We start from the raw sequence: 19607 nt of genomic DNA on the forward strand, positions 1-19607 counted from the left end.
CATCGTTGGGTCGTGGGGCTCTGACCGCCCCGAGGTCATCCCTCGGGGCGGGAGCGGTTGGGGTGTCAGGGGGTCACGATGTTGAAGTCGGGGTTTGGTTCGTCGAGGACTTCGACGAGGGCTTGGAGGTGGGTCAGGTCGCCTCGGTGGTCGATGCCGGTCCGGTCCTGGTTCTCGAGCAGGGCGGGCAGTTGGCGCTTCGTCATCGTCAGGGTCAGCTGCGCGGCGGGGTCGGGCGTGGTGTCGCTGTGGTGGGTCAGGACTCCGTTGGACAGGCGCAGGTGCCAGATCTTGTTCTCGTCGGTCAGCTTCCAGTCCATCGTGATGGTGCGGTCCCACGCCTTCGGGCCGTTCACCCGGATCGCCACCGAGTCGATCAGCTGGTCCACCCTGAGCGCGGTCAGCATGCTCGGGCTGCTGCTGGACAGGGCCGCCGGTTTCTTGCCCTCGCGGAGCTCCTTGGCCGCCGACAGGTAGAAGTTCCGCCACACCGCGTTCTCCGCACCGTGGCCGAGTTGTTCGTAGATCTTCGCGAGCTCCTGCTTGGCCTTCTCGTCGTCCGGCTCGGCGAAGACGCAGTGGTTCAGCAGCGTGACCGCGAAGCGCAGATCGCCCTGATCGGCGTAGGAGCGGGCGCGCTTGATCCCGTCCGCGACACCGCCCATCACCTGCACCCAGCGCTTGGACTGCTCGACGGGCGGGTGTTCCCAGAGGTGGGCCGGATTCCCGTCGAACCAGCCCATGTAGCGCTGGTAGATCCCCTTGATGTTGTGGTTGAGCGATCCGTAGTAGCCGCGGACGGCCCAGGCGTTTTCCAGGGCCGGTGGCAGTTCGAGGAGTTCGGCGATCTCGTCGCCGGTGTGGCCCTGGTTGATCAGCCGGAGGGTCTGGTCGTGCAGGTAGGCGTACAGGTCGCGCTGCTCGGCCAGCGCTCGGTTGAGCTGCTCGGTTCCCCAGGTCGGCCAGTGGTGGCTGCCGAATAGGACCTCGGCCTGGTCGCCGAACAGCACGAGGGTCTCGGTCAGGTAGCGCGACCACTGCCGGGCGTCTCGCACCTGGGCACCGCGCAGCGTGATGATGTTGTGCATGGTGTGCGCGACGTTCTCCGCCATGCACAGCGCTTTCAGCTCCGGGAAGTAGATGTTCATCTCGGAAGGGGCCTCGGTGCCCGGTGTCAGCTGGAACTCGATCACCACGCCGTCGAGGGTCCGGCGCTGGCCGGTCTCGGTGATCGATTCGGTCGGCGGCACGAGGCTGCTCGTCCCGGTGGCCACTGCCTGGCCGAGACCGCAGCCGATCTGGCCGTCCGGCGCGACGTCGAGGTGGTCGCCGTACATGTACGCGGCGCGGCGGCTCATGGCGGTTCCCGCGTAGACGTTCTCGGCGACGGCGTGCTCCATGAAGCCCTCGGGAGCGAGAACCGGAACGGCGTGGCCGGGCGGCAGGATCCCTTCGGTGCCACCGAAGTGGTCGACGTGCGAATGGGTGTAGATGACTCCGGTGACGGCCCGGTCGCCGCGGTGCGCGCGGTAGAGGCCCAGCGCGGCAACTGCGGTCTCGTTGCAGGTGAGGGTGTCGATCACGATCACCCCGGTGTCGCCCTCGATGAACGTCATGTTCGCTAGGTCCAGGCCGCGCACCTGGTAGATGCGGTCCGAGACCTGGTACAGCCCCTGGCGCGACGCGAGCTGGCCCTGCCGCCACAGGCTGGGGTCGGCGGTGCCGGGAACGTCGCCTGCCAGGAACGAGTAGGCGTCGGCGTCGTAGACCACGGCGCCGTCCTCGCCCTTGACCTTCCCCGGTTCCAGGGCACCGAGGAATCCGCGGTCGGCGTTGGCGAAGTCGGTGCGGTCGCCGTAGGGGAGTCCGGTCGTGTCGGTCGGGAACCGCCTGCCCGCGCCGCCGACGGGTCCCGCGGTCGTCGTGCACGAGGTGAGCGTCAGCGCTGCGGCGGTCGCTCCGGCGCCGACCACGAACTTCCGCCTGTTCAACGGTTTCACAACTGCCTCCGAATCGGTCGTCTCGATCCCTCCGCAACTCCACTGTGCCTGCGGGAAAACAATTAAAGCGACTGTTTTAGACTGCTAAAGCGAGTGTTTTACACGACATTGACGCAGGTGTTCCGGCTGATCAGACTGGATGGGTGGACACCCGCTCGGAACTGCTGCTCGCCGCCGAACGGCTCTTCGCCCGGCACGGCATCGACGGCGTCTCGCTGCGGCAGATCGCCGCGGCGGCGGGACAGCGCAACGTGGCGGCGGCGCACTACCACTTCGGGGACAAGCCGAAGCTGATCGGCGCGATCTTCACCAGCCGCCTCGCGCACATCGACCAGCGCCGGACCGAGCTGCTCGACGAGATCCGGGCCGACCGCGTGGACGACGACCCGTGGCACCTGTGCGATGTCCTCGCGCGCCCGTTCGCCGAACAGGCCGCGCGACCGGGCAGCCACTACGCGCGATTCCTCGCCAGGCTCTACGAGCACGCCGGTCACACGCTGGAGACGCTGCCCGAGTACGGGTTGACGGGAAGCGCGCAGCAGGTGATCGAGCTGCTCGGGGAACTGCTGGCCGCGCGGATGCCGGAACAGGTGGCGCGGTACCGGGTCGAACTCGCCGGGCGGTTGCTCATCACCGGCACGGCCGACCTCGAACAGCACGCCGAGCAGGCCGGTGTCGTGGACGAACAGCGCTTGTCCTGGCTGACCGACGCGCTCGCCGGTCTGCTCACCGCGCCCGCGAGGCACGCCGATCGGGAGCAGTCGGGCAGCTGAAGCCGGCTGCGCCCTTTCCGGCGTTTCGCCCCCGAAGCGCCCGTGCTGTCGGCGATGAACGGCTACAACTGTTGGGGCGCACCAAGGATGTGGAGGCCTCGTGACGAAGTCATCGCCGTTCGCAGGTGTCCGACCGGATCAGCAGTTCTCCAACGCCTGGCCCCCTGGCCGGCTCATCGGCGGGGCGGCGTTGATCGCGGGTCCGCTGGTGTGGCTGGCCGGACTGCTGGTCAGGCACCTCGGTGCGCGGGCTGCGGAGTTCTCCCCGCAGCAGGAGGCGTACTTCGCCGCGCAGACCTTCGACGCGCCGAGCCAGCTGGCCGCCTACGCCCAGCACCCTTCGCTGGTCACGGCCGGGTACGCGCTCTTCGCGGGTGGCACCATCCTGCTGTTCCCGGCGGTGGTCGCCTTCGCCCGGCTCGTCGCCGCGCGCTGCCCGCGACTCGCGTTCTGGGGTTGCACGCTGTTCGTCATCTCGCTGTTCGCCCGCTTGTACTTCTCCGGTGTCGACCTGACCGCGTTCCAGCTGGTCGACCGGATCGGCCTGCAGCAGGCCACCGATTTCGTGCTGAGCTCCTACGTGGACCTGTCCTACGGGCTGTGGCGCATCCCGGTCACGGCCTCCGCCGGTTCGATCCTCGGAATGCTGCTGCTCGTGCTCGGTGCTTGGCGCGCGGGCGTGCTCGGGCTCGTGCGCGGCACCCTGCTGCTGTTGTTCGGATGGGTTTTCATGGGAGTTCTCAAGGAAAGCGCGATTCCGCTGGGAGTGCTGGGCGGCGGGGTGTCGGTGTGCCTGGTCTTCATCCCGCTCGGCGTCGCGGCCCTCCGCGACCGGCTCCCGGAGCTGCGAACCGCCGCCGCACCGCCACCTGACGCCGATCAGAAGCGTTCGAAGCTCTCGATCTGGTAACGGCTCTCGCCGGCGGTGAGTTCGCTACGCCTCGGGGGTCCGGGACAGCCAGTCCGCGGCGAGTTCGGTGATCACTGCCGCGCCGCGGTCGCTGAGGTGGATGTGGTCGATGAGCAGCTCCCGGCCGCCGCTGGCGGCGATGTCGTCCCATCTGCGGCCGAACGCGTAGTGCTGGGTCGCGGCGGACAGCGCCAGCAGGAAGCTGAAGTCGTAGGGCGTCCGGTTCTCCCGCTGGGCCACGATCTCCGCCATCCGCTCGTGCACCGGGAGGTAGTCCACTCCGGCGTTCGCCGCCGTCTCCTCGATCGCGCGGTTGTAGTCGGCGAGCCTGCGGTTGATCTCCGCGTTCAGGTCCTCGCCCATCGGCGGTAAGGACATCAGGGCGATCCGGGCGCCGGTCCGGTCCTGGATCCGGGCGGTGATCGCCGCGAGGTTGCCCCGGTACCGCTCCAGCGGCACGCCGTCGCGGACGTCGTTGGTGCCGACGAGGATCGTCACCGCGACCGGTCGGCAGGCCACGACGTCGGTGTCGATGCGGGCGAGCAGATCGGCGCTGGTGTTGCCGTTGATCCCCGCGTTGACGAACTCGTAGCCCACCAGATCGGGCCTGCTGCGCAGCGAGCCGATCCAGTCACCGCCGAGCGTGCCGCGGGTGATGCTGGCGCCGGCGGCGACCACCGCTGGGCGCGGGCTCCCGCAGGCCTCGCCCGGCGTGTTGGCCGGCGAGCGGAGGAAGGCGAAGTACCCGCCGACACCTGTCACGACCAAGGTCGCAGCGAGCACCACGCACACCGACGCGATGATCCGTTTACCGGACACGATGCGCTTTCGCACCACGGTAGTTCCTTCCCCTGACCGGCCGGGTCGTTCCGGGCACGGTTGGTGAGCACTTACTCACCATAGTTGGTGAGCGCTCACCCACCTGTCAAGGGAGAGCGTTCGAGGGGCACCTCGCCGCGTGGCGCCCCTCGGGCCGGAGGTCAGATCCCGCGGAGGACCGCGGGGAGCTCGTCGGTGTGGAGGACGCCGAGGCGTTGGGTCGCCCGGGTCAGGGCCACGTAGAGGTCGTTGAGACCGCGTTCGGACTCCTCGGCGATCGCGGCCGGTTCCACCAGCAGGACCGCGTCGAACTCCAGGCCCTTGGCCTGCTCCACGGTCAGCAGGGCGACCGGGGCGTCCAGGTCGTCGGCGCTGGTGCCGATCGCCGCCTCGGGGAGCGAATCCGCCAGCTGCGGGCCGATTTCCGCCAGCACCTGCGGCGGCATCAGCACCGCGAGGCGGCCGTCGGCGACCTCGCGCAGCTCGTCGGTGACCGCTTCCGGCAGCGCCGTCGCGAGGTCGTCGACGCGGCGGGACCACGGCTGGTGCCCGCTGGTCCGGACCGAGGTCGGCGCCTCCAGCTCGGTGTCCATTTCGGACAGCACCTCGGCCGCGATGTCCATGATCTCGGCCGGAGTGCGGTAGTTGACGGTCAGCTCGACCATCTTCCAGCGGTCCTGCACGTACGGGTGCAGGACGTCGTGCCAGGAGCTCGCCCCGGCCAGCGCGCCGGTCTGGGCGACGTCGCCGACCAGCGTCATCGACCGGCTCGGGCAGCGGCGCATCAGCACCCGCCACGCCATCGGCGACAATTCCTGCGCCTCGTCGACGATCACGTGCCCGAAGGTCCACGTGCGGTCGTCGGCAGCGCGTTCCGCCGCGGTCAGGTCGCTGCGGGCGCGGAACCGCTCCGCCAGCAGCTCGGCGTCGAGCACGTCGGAGACCCGCAACCGCTCCTCGTCGGCGATCTCCTCGTCCTGCTCCATGATGTGCAGAACGCCTTGCGCGTAGGCGAGTTCCTCGCGCTCCTGGCGTTCGCGCTCGGCGCGGGCCTGTGCGTCGTCCTCGCCGAGCAGTTCGGCGAGCTCGTCCAGCAGCGCCACGTCGGCGGGAGTCCACGGTGCGCCCGCGGCCCGCTGCAGCTCTTCGCGCTCCTCATCGTCGAGGTGCTTGCGGGTGGCCGTGATCAGGCGTTCCGGCGAGCTGAACAGCTCGTCGAGCAGCTGCTGCGGGGTGATCTCCGGCCAGAGCTCGTCGAGGGCCCGGTCCACCGCCGGATCGGCGCGCAGCTCCACGTTGATCTCGTCCAGGTCGCGCCGGTCGAGCAGGTCGCGGCCGAGGCGGTCGGCGACCTGCAGCGTCAGCGCGGAGAACATCTCGTTGCGGAAGATCCGGCGCGCCAGGTTGTGCGGCTTGCGCGCGCGGCGGGCGCGCGTGCGGGCCTGCGTGGCGGTCTTGCGGTCGATGCGCAGCGGCTCGCGGTCGAAGACGACCTCGACGTGGTCGGCGGGCACCTGCTCGCGATCGCGGACCGCGGCGGTGAGCACCTCCACCATGCACTCGCGGCCCTTGATCTCGGCCGCCCGCGCGGATTCCGCGCCGGTCGCGGTGATCCCCGGGTACAGACCGCCCACAGTGGACAGCAGCACGCCGGTCTCGCCGAGGGAGGGCAGCACCTGCCCGATGTAGCGCAGGAACGTCTCGTTCGGGCCGACGACCAGCACACCGCGCTTGGACAGCTGCTCGCGGAACGTGTACAGCAGGTAGGCCGCGCGGTGCAGCGCCACCGCCGTCTTGCCGGTTCCCGGTCCGCCCTGCACCACCAGCACGCCGTTCATGCCCGCGCGGATGATGCGGTCCTGCTCGCCCTGGATGGTGGCGACGATGTCCTGCATCTGCCCGGTGCGGCGGGCGTCGAGCCGCGCCAGCAGCGTGGCCTCCCCGGCCAGCCCGAGGTCGCTGCCCTGCTCGGCGGCGTCGAGGTCGAGCACCTCGTCCTCGTAGTCGAGCACCTTGCGCCAGCTGGTGCGCAGGTGCCTGCGGCGGCGCACGCCGTCGCGAGCCGCCGCCGTGGCCAGGTAGAACGGCCGGGCGGCCGGCGCGCGCCAGTCCAGCAGCAGCGGCTCGTACTCGTTGTCCTCGTCGAACAACCCGAGCCGGCCGACGTGGAACGTCTCACCGCTGTCCAGGTCCAGCCGGCCGAAGCACATCCCGTGCTCCACCGCGCTTAGCTGGGTGAGCTTGTCGGTGTACATCCGGGTGGAGATGTCCCGCTCGGTGCGGGCCTGCGGCGGGCCGCCGCTGTCGCGCAGCGTGTCCTTCAACCGCTGCGTGGTCTCCTGCCGGAGGGCGTCCAGCTTGTCGTACAGCACGGTGAGGTACTGCTGCTCGGCTGCGATCTCCTGCGCGCGGACGGCATCCCGATCGGATCGGGCATTGGACAACTGCGCCACCTCGGTACTCAGGGGGAATTGGGGCAAGCCCGACTCGCAGGTCGGCCCGACCCACCAATATACCGCGCGCTCGGAGCGGGGTCGTGAGCGCGAAAGGCGCTCACGACCCCGTGGTCACAGCACCGCAGACAGGCCCAGGATCACCGCGAAGGAGGTCACCGACAGCAGCGTCTCCATCGCCGACCAGGTCTTGAGGGTCTGCCCGACGGTCATCCCGAAGTACTCCTTGACCAGCCAGAACCCCGCGTCGTTGACGTGCGAGAGGAACAGCGAGCCGGAGCCGATGGCCAGCGCCACCAGGGCGCCCTGCGCGGGCGGCAGGCCCATCACCATCGGCGCGACCATGCCGGCCGCGGAGATGGTGGCCACCGTCGCCGAACCGGTGGCGACCCGGATGCCGACCGCGATCAGCCAGCCCAGCACCAGCGGCGAGAGGTGCGCCCCGGTGGCCAGGTCGGTGATCATGTTGTTCACCCCGGACTCCACCAGGGTCTGCTTGAAGCCGCCGCCCGCACCGACGATCAGGATGATCCCGGCGATCGCGGGCAGCGAACCGCCGACCACCTCGGAGAGCCGGTTGCGGCTGAACCGGGCGCCGGTGCCGAGCACCACGATGGCGATCAGCACGGTCAGCATCATGGCCACGACCGGCGTGCCGACGGTGTCCAGCACCAGGTAGCCGAAGCTGTCCTCGGCCAGCAGCAGCTCGGCCACCGACTTGCCCAGCATCAGTACCACGGGCAGCAGGAGCATGGCGACCGCGGCGAAGAAGCTGGGCCGCTTCTCCGGTGCCGTCTCCACCGGGGACTTGCCGAGCAGGTGGGTGGCGGGCGGCAGCTGCACGCGCTTGGCGATGAACGAACCGAACAGCGGCCCGGCGACGATGGCGGTCGGGATCGACACCAGCACGCCGAGCGCGAGGGTGGTGCCCAGGTCGACGTTGAGCGCGTCCACCGCGGCCAGCGGGCCGGGGTGCGGCGGCACGAGCCCGTGCAGGATCGACAGCCCGGCCAGCGCGGGGATGCCGATGCGCAGCATCGGCTGGTCGGACCGGCTGGCCACCATCACCACGACCGGGACCAGCAGCACGACGCCGACCTCGAAGAACATCGGCAGTCCCAGCAGCGCGGCGATGAACACCATGGCCCACGGCAGGGTGCGGTCGGTGGTGCGGCGCAGGACCGTCTCCACGATCCGCTCGGCGCCGCCGGTGTCGGTGAGCAGCTTGCCGAGCATCGCGCCGAGCGCGACCAGCAGGCCGACGTCGCCGACGGTCTTGCCGAGGCCCTCGGTGAAGGTCGAGACGAGATCGGTGAACGGCATCCCGGCGACCACGCCGAGCGTGGTCGCGCCCAGGGCCAGCGACAGGAAGGGGTGCAGCTTCGCCCAGCTGATCAGCACGACGATGACGGCGATGCCCGCCAGGGCCGCGATCAGCAGGCGCGTGTCGTGCGGGGTCCACCCGCCGGCCTGCGGCGCCTGGGCGAGGACGGCGGCGAGGCCGCCGGAAAGGCTGGTTGGCATGGAGGGGCTCCTCGTTGAGCAGCTGGTGCGCGGCACAGCCTAAGCAATAAGTATGACTTTATTGCTATGTTGACCGATTAAGTATGCCTGTTGTGCCCGTCACCCCCGTCCAGCCGCTTATGTTTGGTGCGTTCAGCGGCGAAAGGGGCGAAATGGGCGGCGGGCTGCACGGCAGGGTCCTGGACGTGCTGGGACACGAGATCGCCGCCGGCACGCACCCGCCCGGCAGCGTCCTGCGCACCGACGAGGTGGAGCAGCGGTTCGGCATCTCCCGCAGCGTCGCCCGCGAGGTGGTGCGCAGCCTGGCCTCGATCCGGCTGGTCGTGGGCCGCCAGCGGGTCGGCAACGTGGTCCGCCCCCGCGAGGAGTGGAACGCCTTCGACCCGCAGCTCATCCGCTGGCTGCTGGCGGCCGACCGCACCGCGCAGCTCAAGACCCTGGCGGAGCTGCGCACCGCGGTCGAACCGATGGCCGCGGCCGCAGCGGCCCAGCGCGCGGCCGACGAGGACGCGGCCCGGCTCGTCGCGCTGTCCGAGCGGATGGTGGCCACGGCGCGCTCCGGCGACCTGGACACCTTCATGGCGGCCGACGTCGAGTTCCACCGGCTGGTGCTGCGGGCCTCGGGCAACGAGATGTTCGCCCAGCTGCACGAGGTGGTCGAGGAGCTGCTGACCTGGCGGGCCGGGCACGGGCTGATGCCGGAGCATCCGCGCCCGGTCGCCGTCCGCCTGCACTGCGAGATCGCCGAGTGCATCCGCAGCGGTGATCGGGCCCGCGCCGAGGAGGCCATGCGAGAGCTGGTCGCCGAAGCCCTGGAAGGAACCCTCTCCGGTTTGGCGGGTGCCCAGGCCGCGTCCCGCTGACCCGCGGTCGACGGCCGGATGCCCCGAGCCGGACTGGGGACGGCTCGGGGCACCGGGCGGGCGGCCGGCGTGTCGGGGCCCTGACACGCCGACGTGCGTCGGGAGTTGTGCAATTTCAATGGAAATCTGACGTCTGATTTCAATTGAAATTGCGTTTTCCGGTCGGTGCGCCGCAGCGGCGGGGCTGGTGCGCACGGGTCGGGGGAGGGACGGGTTCACTTGGGTGCGGTGCGTCGGGGTGATCAGTAGCCGAGGTAGCTGCCGCCGGAGCGGACACCGGAGACGCCGGGGACGTCGGCGACCGAGCCGTAGCGCGCGATCGCGTAGCGGGTGGCCGCGATGATGTTGTCCACCGGGTTGTAGATGTCCTCGTGGCCGGGCAGCGCGAAGGACTCGAAGGTCGGCTCGATGGTCTGCATCAGACCGATCGACGGGGTGCCGGCCGCGGCGTTGGAGTCCCAGTTGTTCGTGGCGCTCGGGTCGCCGTTGGACTCGTGCATGATGATCATGCGGATGGCCTCGGTGTCGACCTGGTCGCGCGAGACGCCGTTCTGCTCCATGACGTGGACGGCTTCGTCGATCCAGGCGCCGATCTGGTCGACCGGCTTGGCCTCCGGCGCCCGCTGCTCCGGCACGGGAGCGGCCTCGGGGGCGGGCTGCTCGGCCGGTGCGGGGGCCGCCGGACGGGGGTCGGCGGCCGGCTGCGGGGCCGGGACGTGGAGCGGGACGGCCTGGTCGATCGGGGTGACCACGGCCGCGGTCTCCACCGCGGGCTGCTCGGTGCTGGGGCCGCCGACGCCGGTGACCACGCCGAGCACGCCGAAGGCGGCCGCCGCGGTGCCGAGCTGCAGCGCCCGCGTCTTCGGGGCGACGCGGTGCTGCCGGTCGGACTTGTCGCCGAGGAATGCCGCACGCAGCCAGCTCGCCGTGTTCGGCACCGCCCTCTCCCAACGGTGCCAACCGGTCGGCCGGGGATCTCGGTCGTCGAGGATGCGGTTGTCGGGGGATTTCGGTTCGGGGGTCACGAGAACCCAGGTTCCGGCACGGAGAGTGCACGCGCACCGAGGTTTGCACGTACATAGGTACCTAGATTAGCCCAAACGGAGTACTAAGCGCGGATTGGCTAACTACTCAACGTGAGGTTTTGTGGTTCGCACAACAGTCCGGGAGCACCGCCCCGTGATCCTGATGACGAAGCCGTCGATCGAGTCGTCCGCACCGGTCGGCCTCCGCGCCGAGAAGCGGGCGGGATGGTCGGCGATCTCGCGCGAAATCGCCAGTTGCGCACGCGGTGGTGAGGGCGATTTCGCGCGAAACCGTGCCAAGGCCGTCTCCACGTCCGCTCGCCGTCGACGTGCCGGGCGGGTTCAGCGCGGGACGGTGTCGCTCGCTTCGCTCGCCGTGCGCTGGGCCGTCACCCAGCCGGCGATCTGCGCGCGGGAGGAGAAGTCCAGCTTGGTGAGGATGTTCTGCACGTGTCCCTCGACCGTGCGCTGGGCGATCACCAGGTTCTCCGCGATCTCCTTGTTGGTGTTGCCCCGCGCGACCAGGTCCGCGATCTGCCGCTCCCGCCGCGTCAGCGGCATCGGGTGCACGTTCTCCTCGGTGCGCACCCGCGAGTGCCGCTTGACCTCCAGCGCGAAGTCGACGATCTGCTGAACGGACAGCTGTCGGCCCCGGCCCCGGTCGAACGCCTCCTGGAACGCTTCCTCGCCCAGCGCGGTGCGGGTCTGCGCCTGGTGCTCGTCGTGGTCGGCGGCGAAGCGGGCCCAGAAGCCCGGCGTGGCGCGCACGACGTCCCAGACCGACGCCGCCGCGCCGAACAGCCGGGCGGCGCGGTCGTACTTGCCCTGCTGCTGCGCGATCCGGGCGAGGGTGTCGATGCTGAACGCGATGCCGAGCCGGTTGTCCAGCTGCCACTGCAGCCGGAGCGCCTTCTTGGCCGCCGCATCGGCCCGCTCCAGATCCCCGTGCTGCGCCTCGATCTGCGCCGACGCCCACAGCGCGTAGGACTGCCAGTACAGCTCGCCGTGCTCGGAGGACAGCCGGATGCCCTCGGCCAGCAGCGCGAGCCCGGTTTCGGCCGACTCGTCGAGCCCCTTGATCATGCCGAGCCCGAACAGGGCGAACAGCTCGCCGGCCAGCGATTCGCGCTTGCGGAACTGGCCCAGCGCGTCCTCCACCAACGTGGCGGCCCGCGCCGTGTCGTTGTCCGCGAACGCGGTGAGCCCGCGCACCAGCGCGAGGTAGGGCTTCTCCGCTTCCTCGCCGCGCTGCGTGGCCAGCACCGTCGCCTGCTCCAGGATCGACTGCACGTTGTCCAGGTCACCGTGCAGCAGCGCGAACCACGCGCTGACGCGCAGCGCGCGCACCCGCTCGGGCACCTCGCGCGGGGTGTTGGCCAGCACCTGCTCCAGCCAGTGGCGCGCCTCGCCGTTGAGCCCGCGGATGACCCAGTACTGCCAGAGGTCGGTGGCCATGCCCAGCGCGGTGCCCGCGGTTTCCGGGTCCGCCGCGGCGTTCTGCAGCGCGGTCCGCAGGTTGCCCTGCTCCTTGCGCAGCCGCTGCATCCAGGCGACCTGGTCCGGGCCGATCCAGTCGGCGGCGAAGCGCCCGGCGAGATCGCTGAACCACGTGAGGTGCCGCTGCCGGATCGCGGTCAGCTCGCCGAACTCCTCGAGCTTGTCCTGCCCGTACTCGCGCAGCGCGTGCGGGAGCCGGAAGCGCACCTCGCCGCCGTCCTCCTCGCGCAGCAGCACGGACTTGTCCACCAGCGAGTGGATCGCGCCCAGCACGTCGGAGCCGGTCAGGCCGTTGCTCGCCACGTGCTCGGCGGCGGCCAGGTCGAAGGTGCCGGAGAACACCGACATCCGCGCCCACGCGAGCCGGTCCTGCTCGGAGGCCAGCTCGTAGCTCCAGTCGATCAGCGCGCGCAGCGTCTGCTGCCGGGCCGGGGCACCGCGGCGGCCCTCGGTGAGCAGGTCGTACCGCTCGGCGAGGCGTTCCTCCAACTGCTGCAGCGACAGCGAGCGCAACCGCACCGCGGCCAGTTCGATCGCCAGCGGGTTGCCGTCGAGGTGGTAGCACAGGCGCATCAGCGCGGTGGCGTTGTCGGTGGTCACCTCGAACTCGGGCACCGCGGCCCTGGCCCGGTCGATGAACAGGCGGACCGAGGCGAACTGCTCGTAGGCCTCCGGCGGCGGGAGGTGCTCGATGTCGGGCACCTGCAGCGGCGGCACGACCATGGTGGCCTCCCCGGCGACGCCGAGGGACTGCCTGCTGGTGGCCAGCACCCGCACGCCCGGGCACCACCGCACCACCGCGTCGACCAGCAGCGCGACGTCGTCGACCACGTGCTCGCAGTTGTCCAGCACGAGCAGCATCTCGCGGTTCTTGAGCTGTTCGACGACGGTGTCGAGGTCCTCGCCCGCGCTCGGGACGCCGATGGCGAGCTGCTCGATGACGGCGTCGACGACCAGCGAGCCGTCCCGCACGTCCTCCAGCCCGACGCACCACGCCTTGTCCCGGAACGAGCGGCGCATGTTGCCCGCGACCCGCATGGCCAGCCGCGTCTTGCCGACGCCGCCGGGGCCGGTGAGGGTGACGACCCGGGATTCGGCGAGCAGCCGCTTGGTCAAGGTGATCTCACGGCGCCGGCCGACGAAGCTCGTGACGTCGGCCGGGAGATTGCCCGCCGGCTCCCGCACGCGGGCTCGCGCAGTGGTGACCACTCCACGAGCTTAACCGCCCGAATGGGCTCTGACCTGCGATCTTGTCCCAGCGCACGCCTCGTCACCCAGAAGTGTGGTGAGCGGAACAGCCCGCAGCCGGGGCGTCGCGCGGCTGCGCGGCCGGATTCACTCAGAGGTGTGAAGCTGCTGGGCCCGCAACCCGGCGAGCACGACGCGCAGGTTCCGCCGCCACTGGTCGTCCGCGGCGGTTAACCCGATCGTGCGATCACCGGTCATCACGGAGGTCAGCACGAACGGCACGTCCTGCCAGGGCACGTCGTCACGCATGGCCCCGGACTGCTGACAGCGCTCGACGAGCAGCCTGATCTGCTCCCGCAACTGCTCCAGCGGGGCGTCCAGGGACAGCGCGCAGTCGGTGCCCAGCGCCTCGTTGATGCCGCAGCTCATGGCGCGCAGCTGCACGAACTCGGCCGCGAAGGTGCAGAACCCGTGCCACGGATCGGGGTCGCGCAGCGCCTCCCGGGCGAGCTCGACGATCTCGTAGACGGTGTCCTCGACGACGGCCTGCAGCAGGGCTTCGCGGGAGGGCAGCCGCCGGTAGAAGGTGCCGATGCCGACCCCGGCCCGGCGGGCGATCTCGTGCGCCGTCACGTCCACGCCGACCTCGGCGACCGCCTCGCGGGCCGCGGCCACGAGACGTCGCACGTTGCGCTGGGCGTCCGCCCGCGCCGTCTCGCCGAGCAGCTTCTCCACCGCGGTCACCGGCTCACCCTAACAACCGGACTCGGTGAGTCCGGTTAGACTCCGCGCACAACCGGACCTCTGGAGTCCGGTTTTGTCGGAGAAAAACGGACTGAGCGAGTCCGGTTCGGAGGCGTCGTGGACAGGATCAAGGTCGGGATCATCGGAGCCAACCCGGAACGGGGCTGGGCGGTGCGCGCGCACGTCCCGGCGCTGCGCTCGCTCGACCAGTACGAGCTGACCGCGGTGGCCACCAGCCGTCGGGAGAGCGCCGAGCGCGCGGCCGCGGAGTTCGGGGCCGCGCACGCCTTCACCGACGCGCGGCAGCTGGCCGGCCACCCGGACGTCGACCTGGTCGTCGTGGCGGTGCGCGTGCCCCAGCACCTGGAGCTGGTCCGGGCCGCGCTCGACGCGGGCAAGCACGTCTACTGCGAGTGGCCGCTGGCGCGCACCACGGAGGAGGCCGAGGTGTTGGTCGAAGCCGCGCGGCAGGCCGCGGTGCACGACGTGATCGGCCTCCAGGCGCTGCGCGCTCCGGCGGTGGTGCGGGCGAAGGAGCTGATCGACCGCGGCGAGCTGGGCCGCATCACCTCGGTGACCGTGCACAGCGCGCGGGGGAAGGGTGCGGCGGGCCGGGTTCCGGCGTGGGCGGCTTACACGCTGCGGTCGGCCAATGGCGCGGGTCTGCTGGAAGTCCACGGCGGGCACGTCCTGTCGGTGCTGGAGCACCTGATCGGCGACATCACCGAGCTGTCCGCCGACCTGTCGTCGCAGCACCCGCACCAGGTCGTGGCCGAAACGGGTGAGGAGGTACCCGTGGACAGCCCGGACCACCTCGTGCTGAACGCCAGGTCGGCGTCGGGCGCGGTGCTGTCGGCCACCGTCCGCGACGCCGAAGCCGAGGACCCGCGAGTGCTCGTGGAGATCGTCGGCACCGGGGGAAGTCTGGCGATCGCCTCCAGCGGTCGGCAGGACCCGCGCGGCACGCAGATCCAGATGAGCGATCTCGAACTGCGCCGCCCGAGCGAGCCCGGACGCCCGTGGAGCCTCGTCGAGCTGCCTCCGGCCCGAGCGGTGACCGAGGAAGCCCGCAACGTCGCGGCCACCTACGCCCAGATCGCCGAAGGATTGCGGACCGGTGAGCAGACGGCGCCCGGCTTTGACAGGGCCTTGCGCCTGCACCGCGTCCTCGACGCCATCCGCGCTTCCTCGGAGAAGGGAGAGCGGCAGCGACCGAGCTGAGCCGGGGCTGGCAGACTGCCGGGATGATCATCCGCCTCGCACAGGAGCGGGACTTCCCGGGCTTCCTCCGGCTGGCCGCCCAGGTCGAGCACTGGTTCGGGCCGATGGTCGAGGAGCCCGGTTTCCACCGCGCCGTGCGCGGGCGGATCCGCCGGTCCGCGGCGCTGGTCGCGGAGACCTCGGAGATCGTCGGCGGGATGCTGTTCAGCGCTGAGCCCCCGGTCCGCCGCGTCCACTGGCTCGTCGTGTCCGGCCGGGCGCGGGGGAGCGGGGTCGGGCGCGCGCTGCTGACCGAGGCGATGCGCCGGTTCGGGCCCGATCCGGGGACGATCGAGGTGATCACCTTCGGCCCCGACCACCCCGGCGCGGTCGACAGCGGTGCGCGCACCTTCTACGAACGGCTCGGCTTCGCTCCGGCCGAGCCCGCGGACCCGGGGCCGGAGGGCGGTTCCCGCCAGGTCTACCGGCGGGCCTTCCCCGGGCCGGTGGTGGAGTCCGCCCCGGAGCCGGACAATGTTGCCGTCCGTCCACCGGGGGTCGACATGCACGGTCCGGAGTCATGACCGCCCAGCACTACCTGGGCGTATCGGGTCTCGCGCGGCAGCTCGGCGTGCCCCGCCGCGACGTGTCGAAGTGGCTCGGCCAGTACCCCGCGAACTCCGAGCACCCGTTCCCGGAACCCGACGTGGAGGTCGACGGGGTCCCGGGCTGGACGCTGGAGCGCGTGCCGGAGGTGGAGCTCTGGCTGAGCGGGCTCTCCCGGCGATCCGGAAGTTAGCCGCGCATCGCACGGCTGTGCGACATGTTGCGGACGTGCTCAACGTGGCACGTCGGCCCGCTGCCGGAGTCGCGGTCCTCGTCGGGAACGGGACTGCCGGAACGGCCAGGAGCAGCACGAGTTTCAGCACCGCGTGCGTCGGCTCCGGATCGGCGAACCAGAGCAGCACGGTGAAGAGCACCGGCCGAAGCCAGCAGCACGGCCGCTTTGAGGCGTGGCGCGCGATCTGCGGGAAGCGGCTCGTCGTCCGGCACGCTGTGGCCGCTCCTGCGAATCCACGGCGCGATCAACGCGGCCCCGATCCTGATCGGCCTCTGCTGGCCGCGCTCGCGGCGTGAAGGCACCTTCCGCCGGGCACGTGGGCGGAAGGTGCCTTCACCCGCACCGCTCGGGTCAGACCTGTCCGACGAAGTACGCGGTGTCCTTCGCGAACGGGGTGGGCTGCACCGAGATCTGGAGCTCACCGGGCTCGCTGCCGATCTCGAACACCGACGTGAACGTGACGTCGCCGCCGGGCGGGACCTGCGCGCTCGGGAACGGGTCGCCCGCGAAGTAGTTCTGCTGGGCGACGTGGCCGTTGTGCTGGACGGTGAGCGACGAGACGACGACGTTGTAGCCCTGATCGCCTTCGTTGCGGATCGTCACGTCGAACTCGACGAACCGCTTGCCCTCCGGTGCCTGCAAGAACTCGTTGGACGGGGTGTGCGGGCGGGGCTGCGAGATCGAGAAGACCTCCCCGGTGGACCACTTGTGCGCCTCGCCGAACCCGAGGCGGGCCGGCTCGCCGGTCGTCTCCACCTGGCCGTTCTCGGGAACGCTGGTGCCGAGCGCCTTGTCCAGCTCGCGGAGGAAGAGCGCCTGCATCGCGATCGTCACCACGATCGCCAGAACGCACAGGCCGGCTCCGATGCCCGCCATCACCTTCTTGGTGCCGAACAGCGCGATCACGCCGAGGACCAGGCCGACGAGCGCGGCCAGCGCCGTCACGTTGTTCAGGATCGGGATGATCGACCCGACCACACCCACGATGCCCAGCACCAGCGCGGCGATCGCGAGCCCCTTGAACCTCGCCCTCTGCGGCTGCGCGTACGGGTACGGGGCGTGCTGCTGGGTCATGGAGGTCCCCTGTCCGGTTGTCACTGGTATGCGGGCTGCTGCCCGATCTCCTCCTAGATCGCCGCAGCTCGCGGAAGCGTTGCGTAATCGCGGTCACGCCCAGGGTGATGTCACGGCTTCCGGTCGCCGAACGTGCGGTGGATAGGCTTGTGGCGTGCGGTTCGAGGGTTTTGGGGATGGGGCCGTCGAGTTCTTCGACGGGTTGGAGGCCGACAACTCGAAGGCCTTCTGGAGCGACAACCTGGCTCTTTACCGGGAGCACGTGCGGGCGCCGATGGAGGCGTTGATCGGTGAGCTGGAGCCCGAGTTCGGACCCGGCTTCGGGACCGGGAAGGTGTTCCGGCCGCACCGGGACGTGCGGTTCAGCCGGGACAAGTCGCCGTACAAGACGCACTGCGGGGCCGTGATCGAGCAGGGGCGCGGCGGCGGGGCCTACTACGTCGAGGTCGGGGCCGCCGGGATGCTCGTCGCCGGCGGGTGCTTCCACACCGAGTCCGACCAGCTCGCCCGGCTCCGCACCGCGGTCGACACCGAGATCCACGGCGAGCGGCTGCGGCGGTTGCTCGACGCGCTGACCGCGTCCGGGTGGGAGATCGCCGGTGAGGTGCTCAAGAGCCGCCCGCGCGGGTTCGCCGCCGATCACCCGCGGCTGGACCTGCTGCGGCACCGGACGCTCTACGCCTGCCGGCGCTGGGAACCCGACGACTCGCTGCACGACCGCAGTTGTCTGGACCGGGTGCGGCGGTCCTGGGAGGAAGTGCGGGAGCTCAACCAGTGGTGCGCCGACCACATCGGCGTCACCGCGAAGAAGCGCCGCTGATCTTCCGCAGCAGCATCGCGACGGCCAAACCGGTCACCGCACCCGCGACGTCCACCAGGCCGTCGGCGAGTTCGCAGCTGCGACCGATCGGCAGCACGCCCTGCAGGACCTCCGACACCGCCGCGTAGCCGACCAGCGCCGCCAGCAGCTTCGCCGTCGGGAAACCGGCGAACCGGCCGGTGGCGGCCAGGACCGCGAACAGGGCGAAGTGCACCACCTTGTCGGTGCCGGGCGGCGCGCTCGGCACTCCCGAGGCGGGCATGAACAGGACGAGCAGGCTCGCCAGCACCGCGATCCCGAAGGGTATCCGGGTGAGCTGCGTTCTGTAATGATCCAGCAACGATCTCCCCGCTGGGCCTGACGCCGGGCATGGCGCGTGCTGCGCACACCGGTCAACAGACTACGCTGGCATGATGTGAGTCGACGAGCCAAGATCGTTTGTACCATGGGCCCTGCCACTGCCTCACCGGAGAAGATGGCAGAGCTCGTCAGCAGCGGAATGGACGTCGCCAGGCTGAATTTCAGCCACGGCAGCCACGCCGATCACCAGCGGGTCTACGAGATGGTCCGGGCCGCGGCCAAGGAATCCGGCCGCGCCGTGGGCATTCTCGGCGACCTGCAGGGACCGAAGATCCGACTCGGCAAGTTCGCTGCCGGGCCGGTCGAGTGGCGTACCGGCGACATCGTTCGCATCACCGTGGACGACGTCCAGGGCACCCACGACCGGGTGTCCACCACTTACAAGGGCCTCGCCAACGATGCCAAGAGCGGCGACCGGTTGCTGGTCGACGACGGCAAGGTGGGGCTGGTCGTTACCGGCGTCGAGGACAACGACGTCGTGTGCGAGGTGACCGAGGGCGGTCCGGTTTCGGACAACAAGGGAATCTCGCTGCCGGGCATGGACGTTTCGGTGCCCGCACTGTCCGAGAAGGACATCGAGGACCTGGAGTTCGCGCTGGAACTCGGCGTGGACTTCATCGCGCTGTCCTTCGTCCGCAGTCCGGCCGACATCGACCTGGTGCACCAGGTGATGGACCGGGTCGGGCGCCGCGTTCCGGTGATCGCCAAGCTGGAGAAGCCGGAAGCGGTGGACAACCTGGAGGCCATCGTGCTGGCCTTCGACGGCGTCATGGTCGCCCGCGGTGACCTCGGCGTCGAACTCCCGTTGGAGCACGTGCCGCTGGTGCAGAAGAAGGCGATCCGGATCGCGCGCGAGAACGCCAAGCCGGTCATCGTCGCCACCCAGATGCTCGACTCCATGATCAACAACTCGCGTCCGACGCGCGCGGAGACCTCCGACGTCGCCAACGCGGTGCTCGACGGCACCGACGCGGTGATGCTCTCCGGGGAGACCAGCGTCGGCCGCTACCCGGTGGAGACCGTGCAGACGATGGCTCGCATCGTCGAAGCGGTCGAAGCAGGATCCACCGCGCCGCCGCCGCTGAGCCACGTCCCGCGCACCAAGCGCGGCGTGATCTCCTACGCGGCGCGCGACATCGGCGAGCGCCTCAACGCCAAGGCCCTGGTGGCCTTCACGCAGTCCGGCGACACCGTGCGCCGGTTGGCCCGGTTGCACACCAGGCTGCCGCTGCTGGCGTTCACCCCCGAGGAGTCGGTGCGGAGTCAGCTGGCTCTCACTTGGGGGACTGAGACGTTCTTGGTGCCTAAAGTCGACACCACGGACCAGATGGTGCGGCAGGTGGACCAGGCGATGCTGTCGCTGGGCCGCTCGCAGCGGGGCGACATGGTCGTCGTCGTGGCGGGTTCGCCGCCCGGCACGGTCGGTTCCACCAACCTCATCCGCGTGCACCGGTTGGGCGAGGAAGACCACGTCTGATCCGCTTTCTCGGACGGGAGCCACCCGGCGCTCCCGTCC

17 protein-coding genes are annotated in these 19607 nt (G+C 70.5%); 8 read left to right on the top strand and 9 right to left on the bottom strand.

The genetic code is table 11. The features are described 5' to 3' along the window. Window positions 1–65: 65 nt before the first annotated feature. Window positions 66–2000 (bottom strand): alkyl/aryl-sulfatase, encoded by a 1935-nt coding sequence (locus tag C4T78_RS15340; RefSeq protein ID WP_093345155.1) that lies wholly within the window; start codon window positions 1998–2000, stop codon window positions 66–68. A gap of 143 nt (window positions 2001–2143) precedes the next feature. Here C4T78_RS15340 and C4T78_RS15345 point away from each other — a divergent pair, with 143 nt between their 5' ends. Then, window positions 2144–2773 carry a TetR/AcrR family transcriptional regulator gene (locus tag C4T78_RS15345; RefSeq protein WP_177247347.1) on the top strand — a complete coding sequence of 210 codons (630 nt, stop codon included), beginning with the start codon at window positions 2144–2146 and terminating at the stop codon, window positions 2771–2773. 100 nt (window positions 2774–2873) lie between these two features. Next, a complete protein-coding gene (locus tag C4T78_RS15350) occupies window positions 2874–3683 on the top strand; it encodes a hypothetical protein (protein WP_093345160.1) in 810 nt (269 codons plus the stop codon). A 24-nt stretch (window positions 3684–3707) separates the two neighbouring features. On the opposite strand, the gene C4T78_RS15355 is transcribed toward C4T78_RS15350, so the two are convergent. The 3 genes from C4T78_RS15355 to C4T78_RS15365 form a co-directional block, all read right to left on the bottom strand. Beyond that, a complete protein-coding gene (locus tag C4T78_RS15355) occupies window positions 3708–4517 on the bottom strand; it encodes an SGNH/GDSL hydrolase family protein (protein WP_177247348.1) in 810 nt (269 codons plus the stop codon). 146 nt (window positions 4518–4663) lie between these two features. Next, the gene (locus C4T78_RS15360; protein WP_093345165.1) at window positions 4664–6946 is read right to left on the bottom strand and encodes a HelD family protein; all 2283 of its coding nucleotides are present in this window, start codon (window positions 6944–6946) and stop codon (window positions 4664–4666) included. 123 nt (window positions 6947–7069) lie between these two features. Then, window positions 7070–8479, bottom strand: coding sequence for a GntT/GntP/DsdX family permease (locus C4T78_RS15365; protein WP_093345167.1), 1410 nt, complete (start codon window positions 8477–8479; stop codon window positions 7070–7072). 152 nt (window positions 8480–8631) lie between these two features. On the opposite strand from C4T78_RS15365, the gene C4T78_RS15370 reads away from it, so the two are divergent. Continuing rightward, window positions 8632–9342 carry a FadR/GntR family transcriptional regulator gene (locus tag C4T78_RS15370; RefSeq protein WP_093345170.1) on the top strand — a complete coding sequence of 237 codons (711 nt, stop codon included), beginning with the start codon at window positions 8632–8634 and terminating at the stop codon, window positions 9340–9342. Between the two features lie 242 nt (window positions 9343–9584). Here C4T78_RS15370 and C4T78_RS15375 read toward each other — a convergent pair whose 3' ends face one another. The 3 genes from C4T78_RS15375 to C4T78_RS15385 form a co-directional block, all read right to left on the bottom strand. After that, the gene (locus C4T78_RS15375) at window positions 9585–10280 is read right to left on the bottom strand and encodes a transglycosylase SLT domain-containing protein (protein WP_235862957.1); all 696 of its coding nucleotides are present in this window, start codon (window positions 10278–10280) and stop codon (window positions 9585–9587) included. Window positions 10281–10709: 429 nt separating this feature from the next. Continuing rightward, the gene (locus C4T78_RS15380; RefSeq protein WP_093345172.1) at window positions 10710–13073 is read right to left on the bottom strand and encodes an ATP-binding protein; all 2364 of its coding nucleotides are present in this window, start codon (window positions 13071–13073) and stop codon (window positions 10710–10712) included. Window positions 13074–13199: 126 nt separating this feature from the next. Next, entirely contained in the window at window positions 13200–13796 is a 597-nt protein-coding gene (locus C4T78_RS15385; RefSeq protein ID WP_093345175.1) for a TetR/AcrR family transcriptional regulator, read from the bottom strand. Between the two features lie 117 nt (window positions 13797–13913). Between C4T78_RS15385 and C4T78_RS15390 the strand changes: the two genes are divergently transcribed. From C4T78_RS15390 to C4T78_RS15400, 3 genes are read left to right on the top strand one after another with little or no spacing between them, the layout of a single operon-like run. After that, window positions 13914–15017 (top strand): Gfo/Idh/MocA family protein, encoded by a 1104-nt coding sequence (locus C4T78_RS15390; protein WP_235862958.1) that lies wholly within the window; start codon window positions 13914–13916, stop codon window positions 15015–15017. A gap of 23 nt (window positions 15018–15040) precedes the next feature. Beyond that, entirely contained in the window at window positions 15041–15580 is a 540-nt protein-coding gene (locus C4T78_RS15395; RefSeq protein ID WP_093345180.1) for a GNAT family N-acetyltransferase, read from the top strand. Further along, window positions 15577–15795: a hypothetical protein gene (locus C4T78_RS15400; RefSeq protein ID WP_093345182.1), complete on the top strand. Its 219-nt coding sequence runs from the start codon at window positions 15577–15579 to the stop codon at window positions 15793–15795. The genes C4T78_RS15395 and C4T78_RS15400 overlap by 4 nt, the downstream gene beginning before the upstream one ends. Window positions 15796–16188: 393 nt before the next feature. On the opposite strand, the gene C4T78_RS15405 is transcribed toward C4T78_RS15400, so the two are convergent. Next, window positions 16189–16911 (bottom strand): DUF4190 domain-containing protein, encoded by a 723-nt coding sequence (locus tag C4T78_RS15405; protein WP_093345185.1) that lies wholly within the window; start codon window positions 16909–16911, stop codon window positions 16189–16191. A gap of 154 nt (window positions 16912–17065) precedes the next feature. Here C4T78_RS15405 and C4T78_RS15410 point away from each other — a divergent pair, with 154 nt between their 5' ends. Further along, window positions 17066–17731: a DUF2461 domain-containing protein gene (locus tag C4T78_RS15410; protein WP_093345187.1), complete on the top strand. Its 666-nt coding sequence runs from the start codon at window positions 17066–17068 to the stop codon at window positions 17729–17731. Here C4T78_RS15410 and C4T78_RS15415 read toward each other — a convergent pair. Continuing rightward, a complete protein-coding gene (locus C4T78_RS15415) occupies window positions 17709–18071 on the bottom strand; it encodes a VanZ family protein (RefSeq protein WP_093345190.1) in 363 nt (120 codons plus the stop codon). The genes C4T78_RS15410 and C4T78_RS15415 overlap by 23 nt on opposite strands. A gap of 75 nt (window positions 18072–18146) precedes the next feature. Here C4T78_RS15415 and pyk point away from each other — a divergent pair, with 75 nt between their 5' ends. Next, window positions 18147–19568 (top strand): pyruvate kinase, encoded by a 1422-nt coding sequence (gene pyk, locus C4T78_RS15420; RefSeq protein ID WP_093345193.1) that lies wholly within the window; start codon window positions 18147–18149, stop codon window positions 19566–19568. Window positions 19569–19607 lie beyond the last annotated feature (39 nt).

It is taken from the genome of Saccharopolyspora kobensis (assembly GCF_900108315.1).
Lineage (GTDB): Bacteria > Actinomycetota > Actinomycetes > Mycobacteriales > Pseudonocardiaceae > Saccharopolyspora > Saccharopolyspora kobensis.

Coding starts and splice junctions, on each gene's coding strand:
- C4T78_RS15400 (WP_093345182.1), top strand. CDS start 15,577: ATGACCGCCCAGCACTACCTGGGCGTATCGGGTCTCGCGCGGCAGCTC.
- C4T78_RS15395 (WP_093345180.1), top strand. CDS start 15,041: ATGATCATCCGCCTCGCACAGGAGCGGGACTTCCCGGGCTTCCTCCGG.
- C4T78_RS15365 (WP_093345167.1), bottom strand. CDS start 8,479: ATGCCAACCAGCCTTTCCGGCGGCCTCGCCGCCGTCCTCGCCCAGGCG.
- C4T78_RS15370 (WP_093345170.1), top strand. CDS start 8,632: ATGGGCGGCGGGCTGCACGGCAGGGTCCTGGACGTGCTGGGACACGAG.
- C4T78_RS15405 (WP_093345185.1), bottom strand. CDS start 16,911: ATGACCCAGCAGCACGCCCCGTACCCGTACGCGCAGCCGCAGAGGGCG.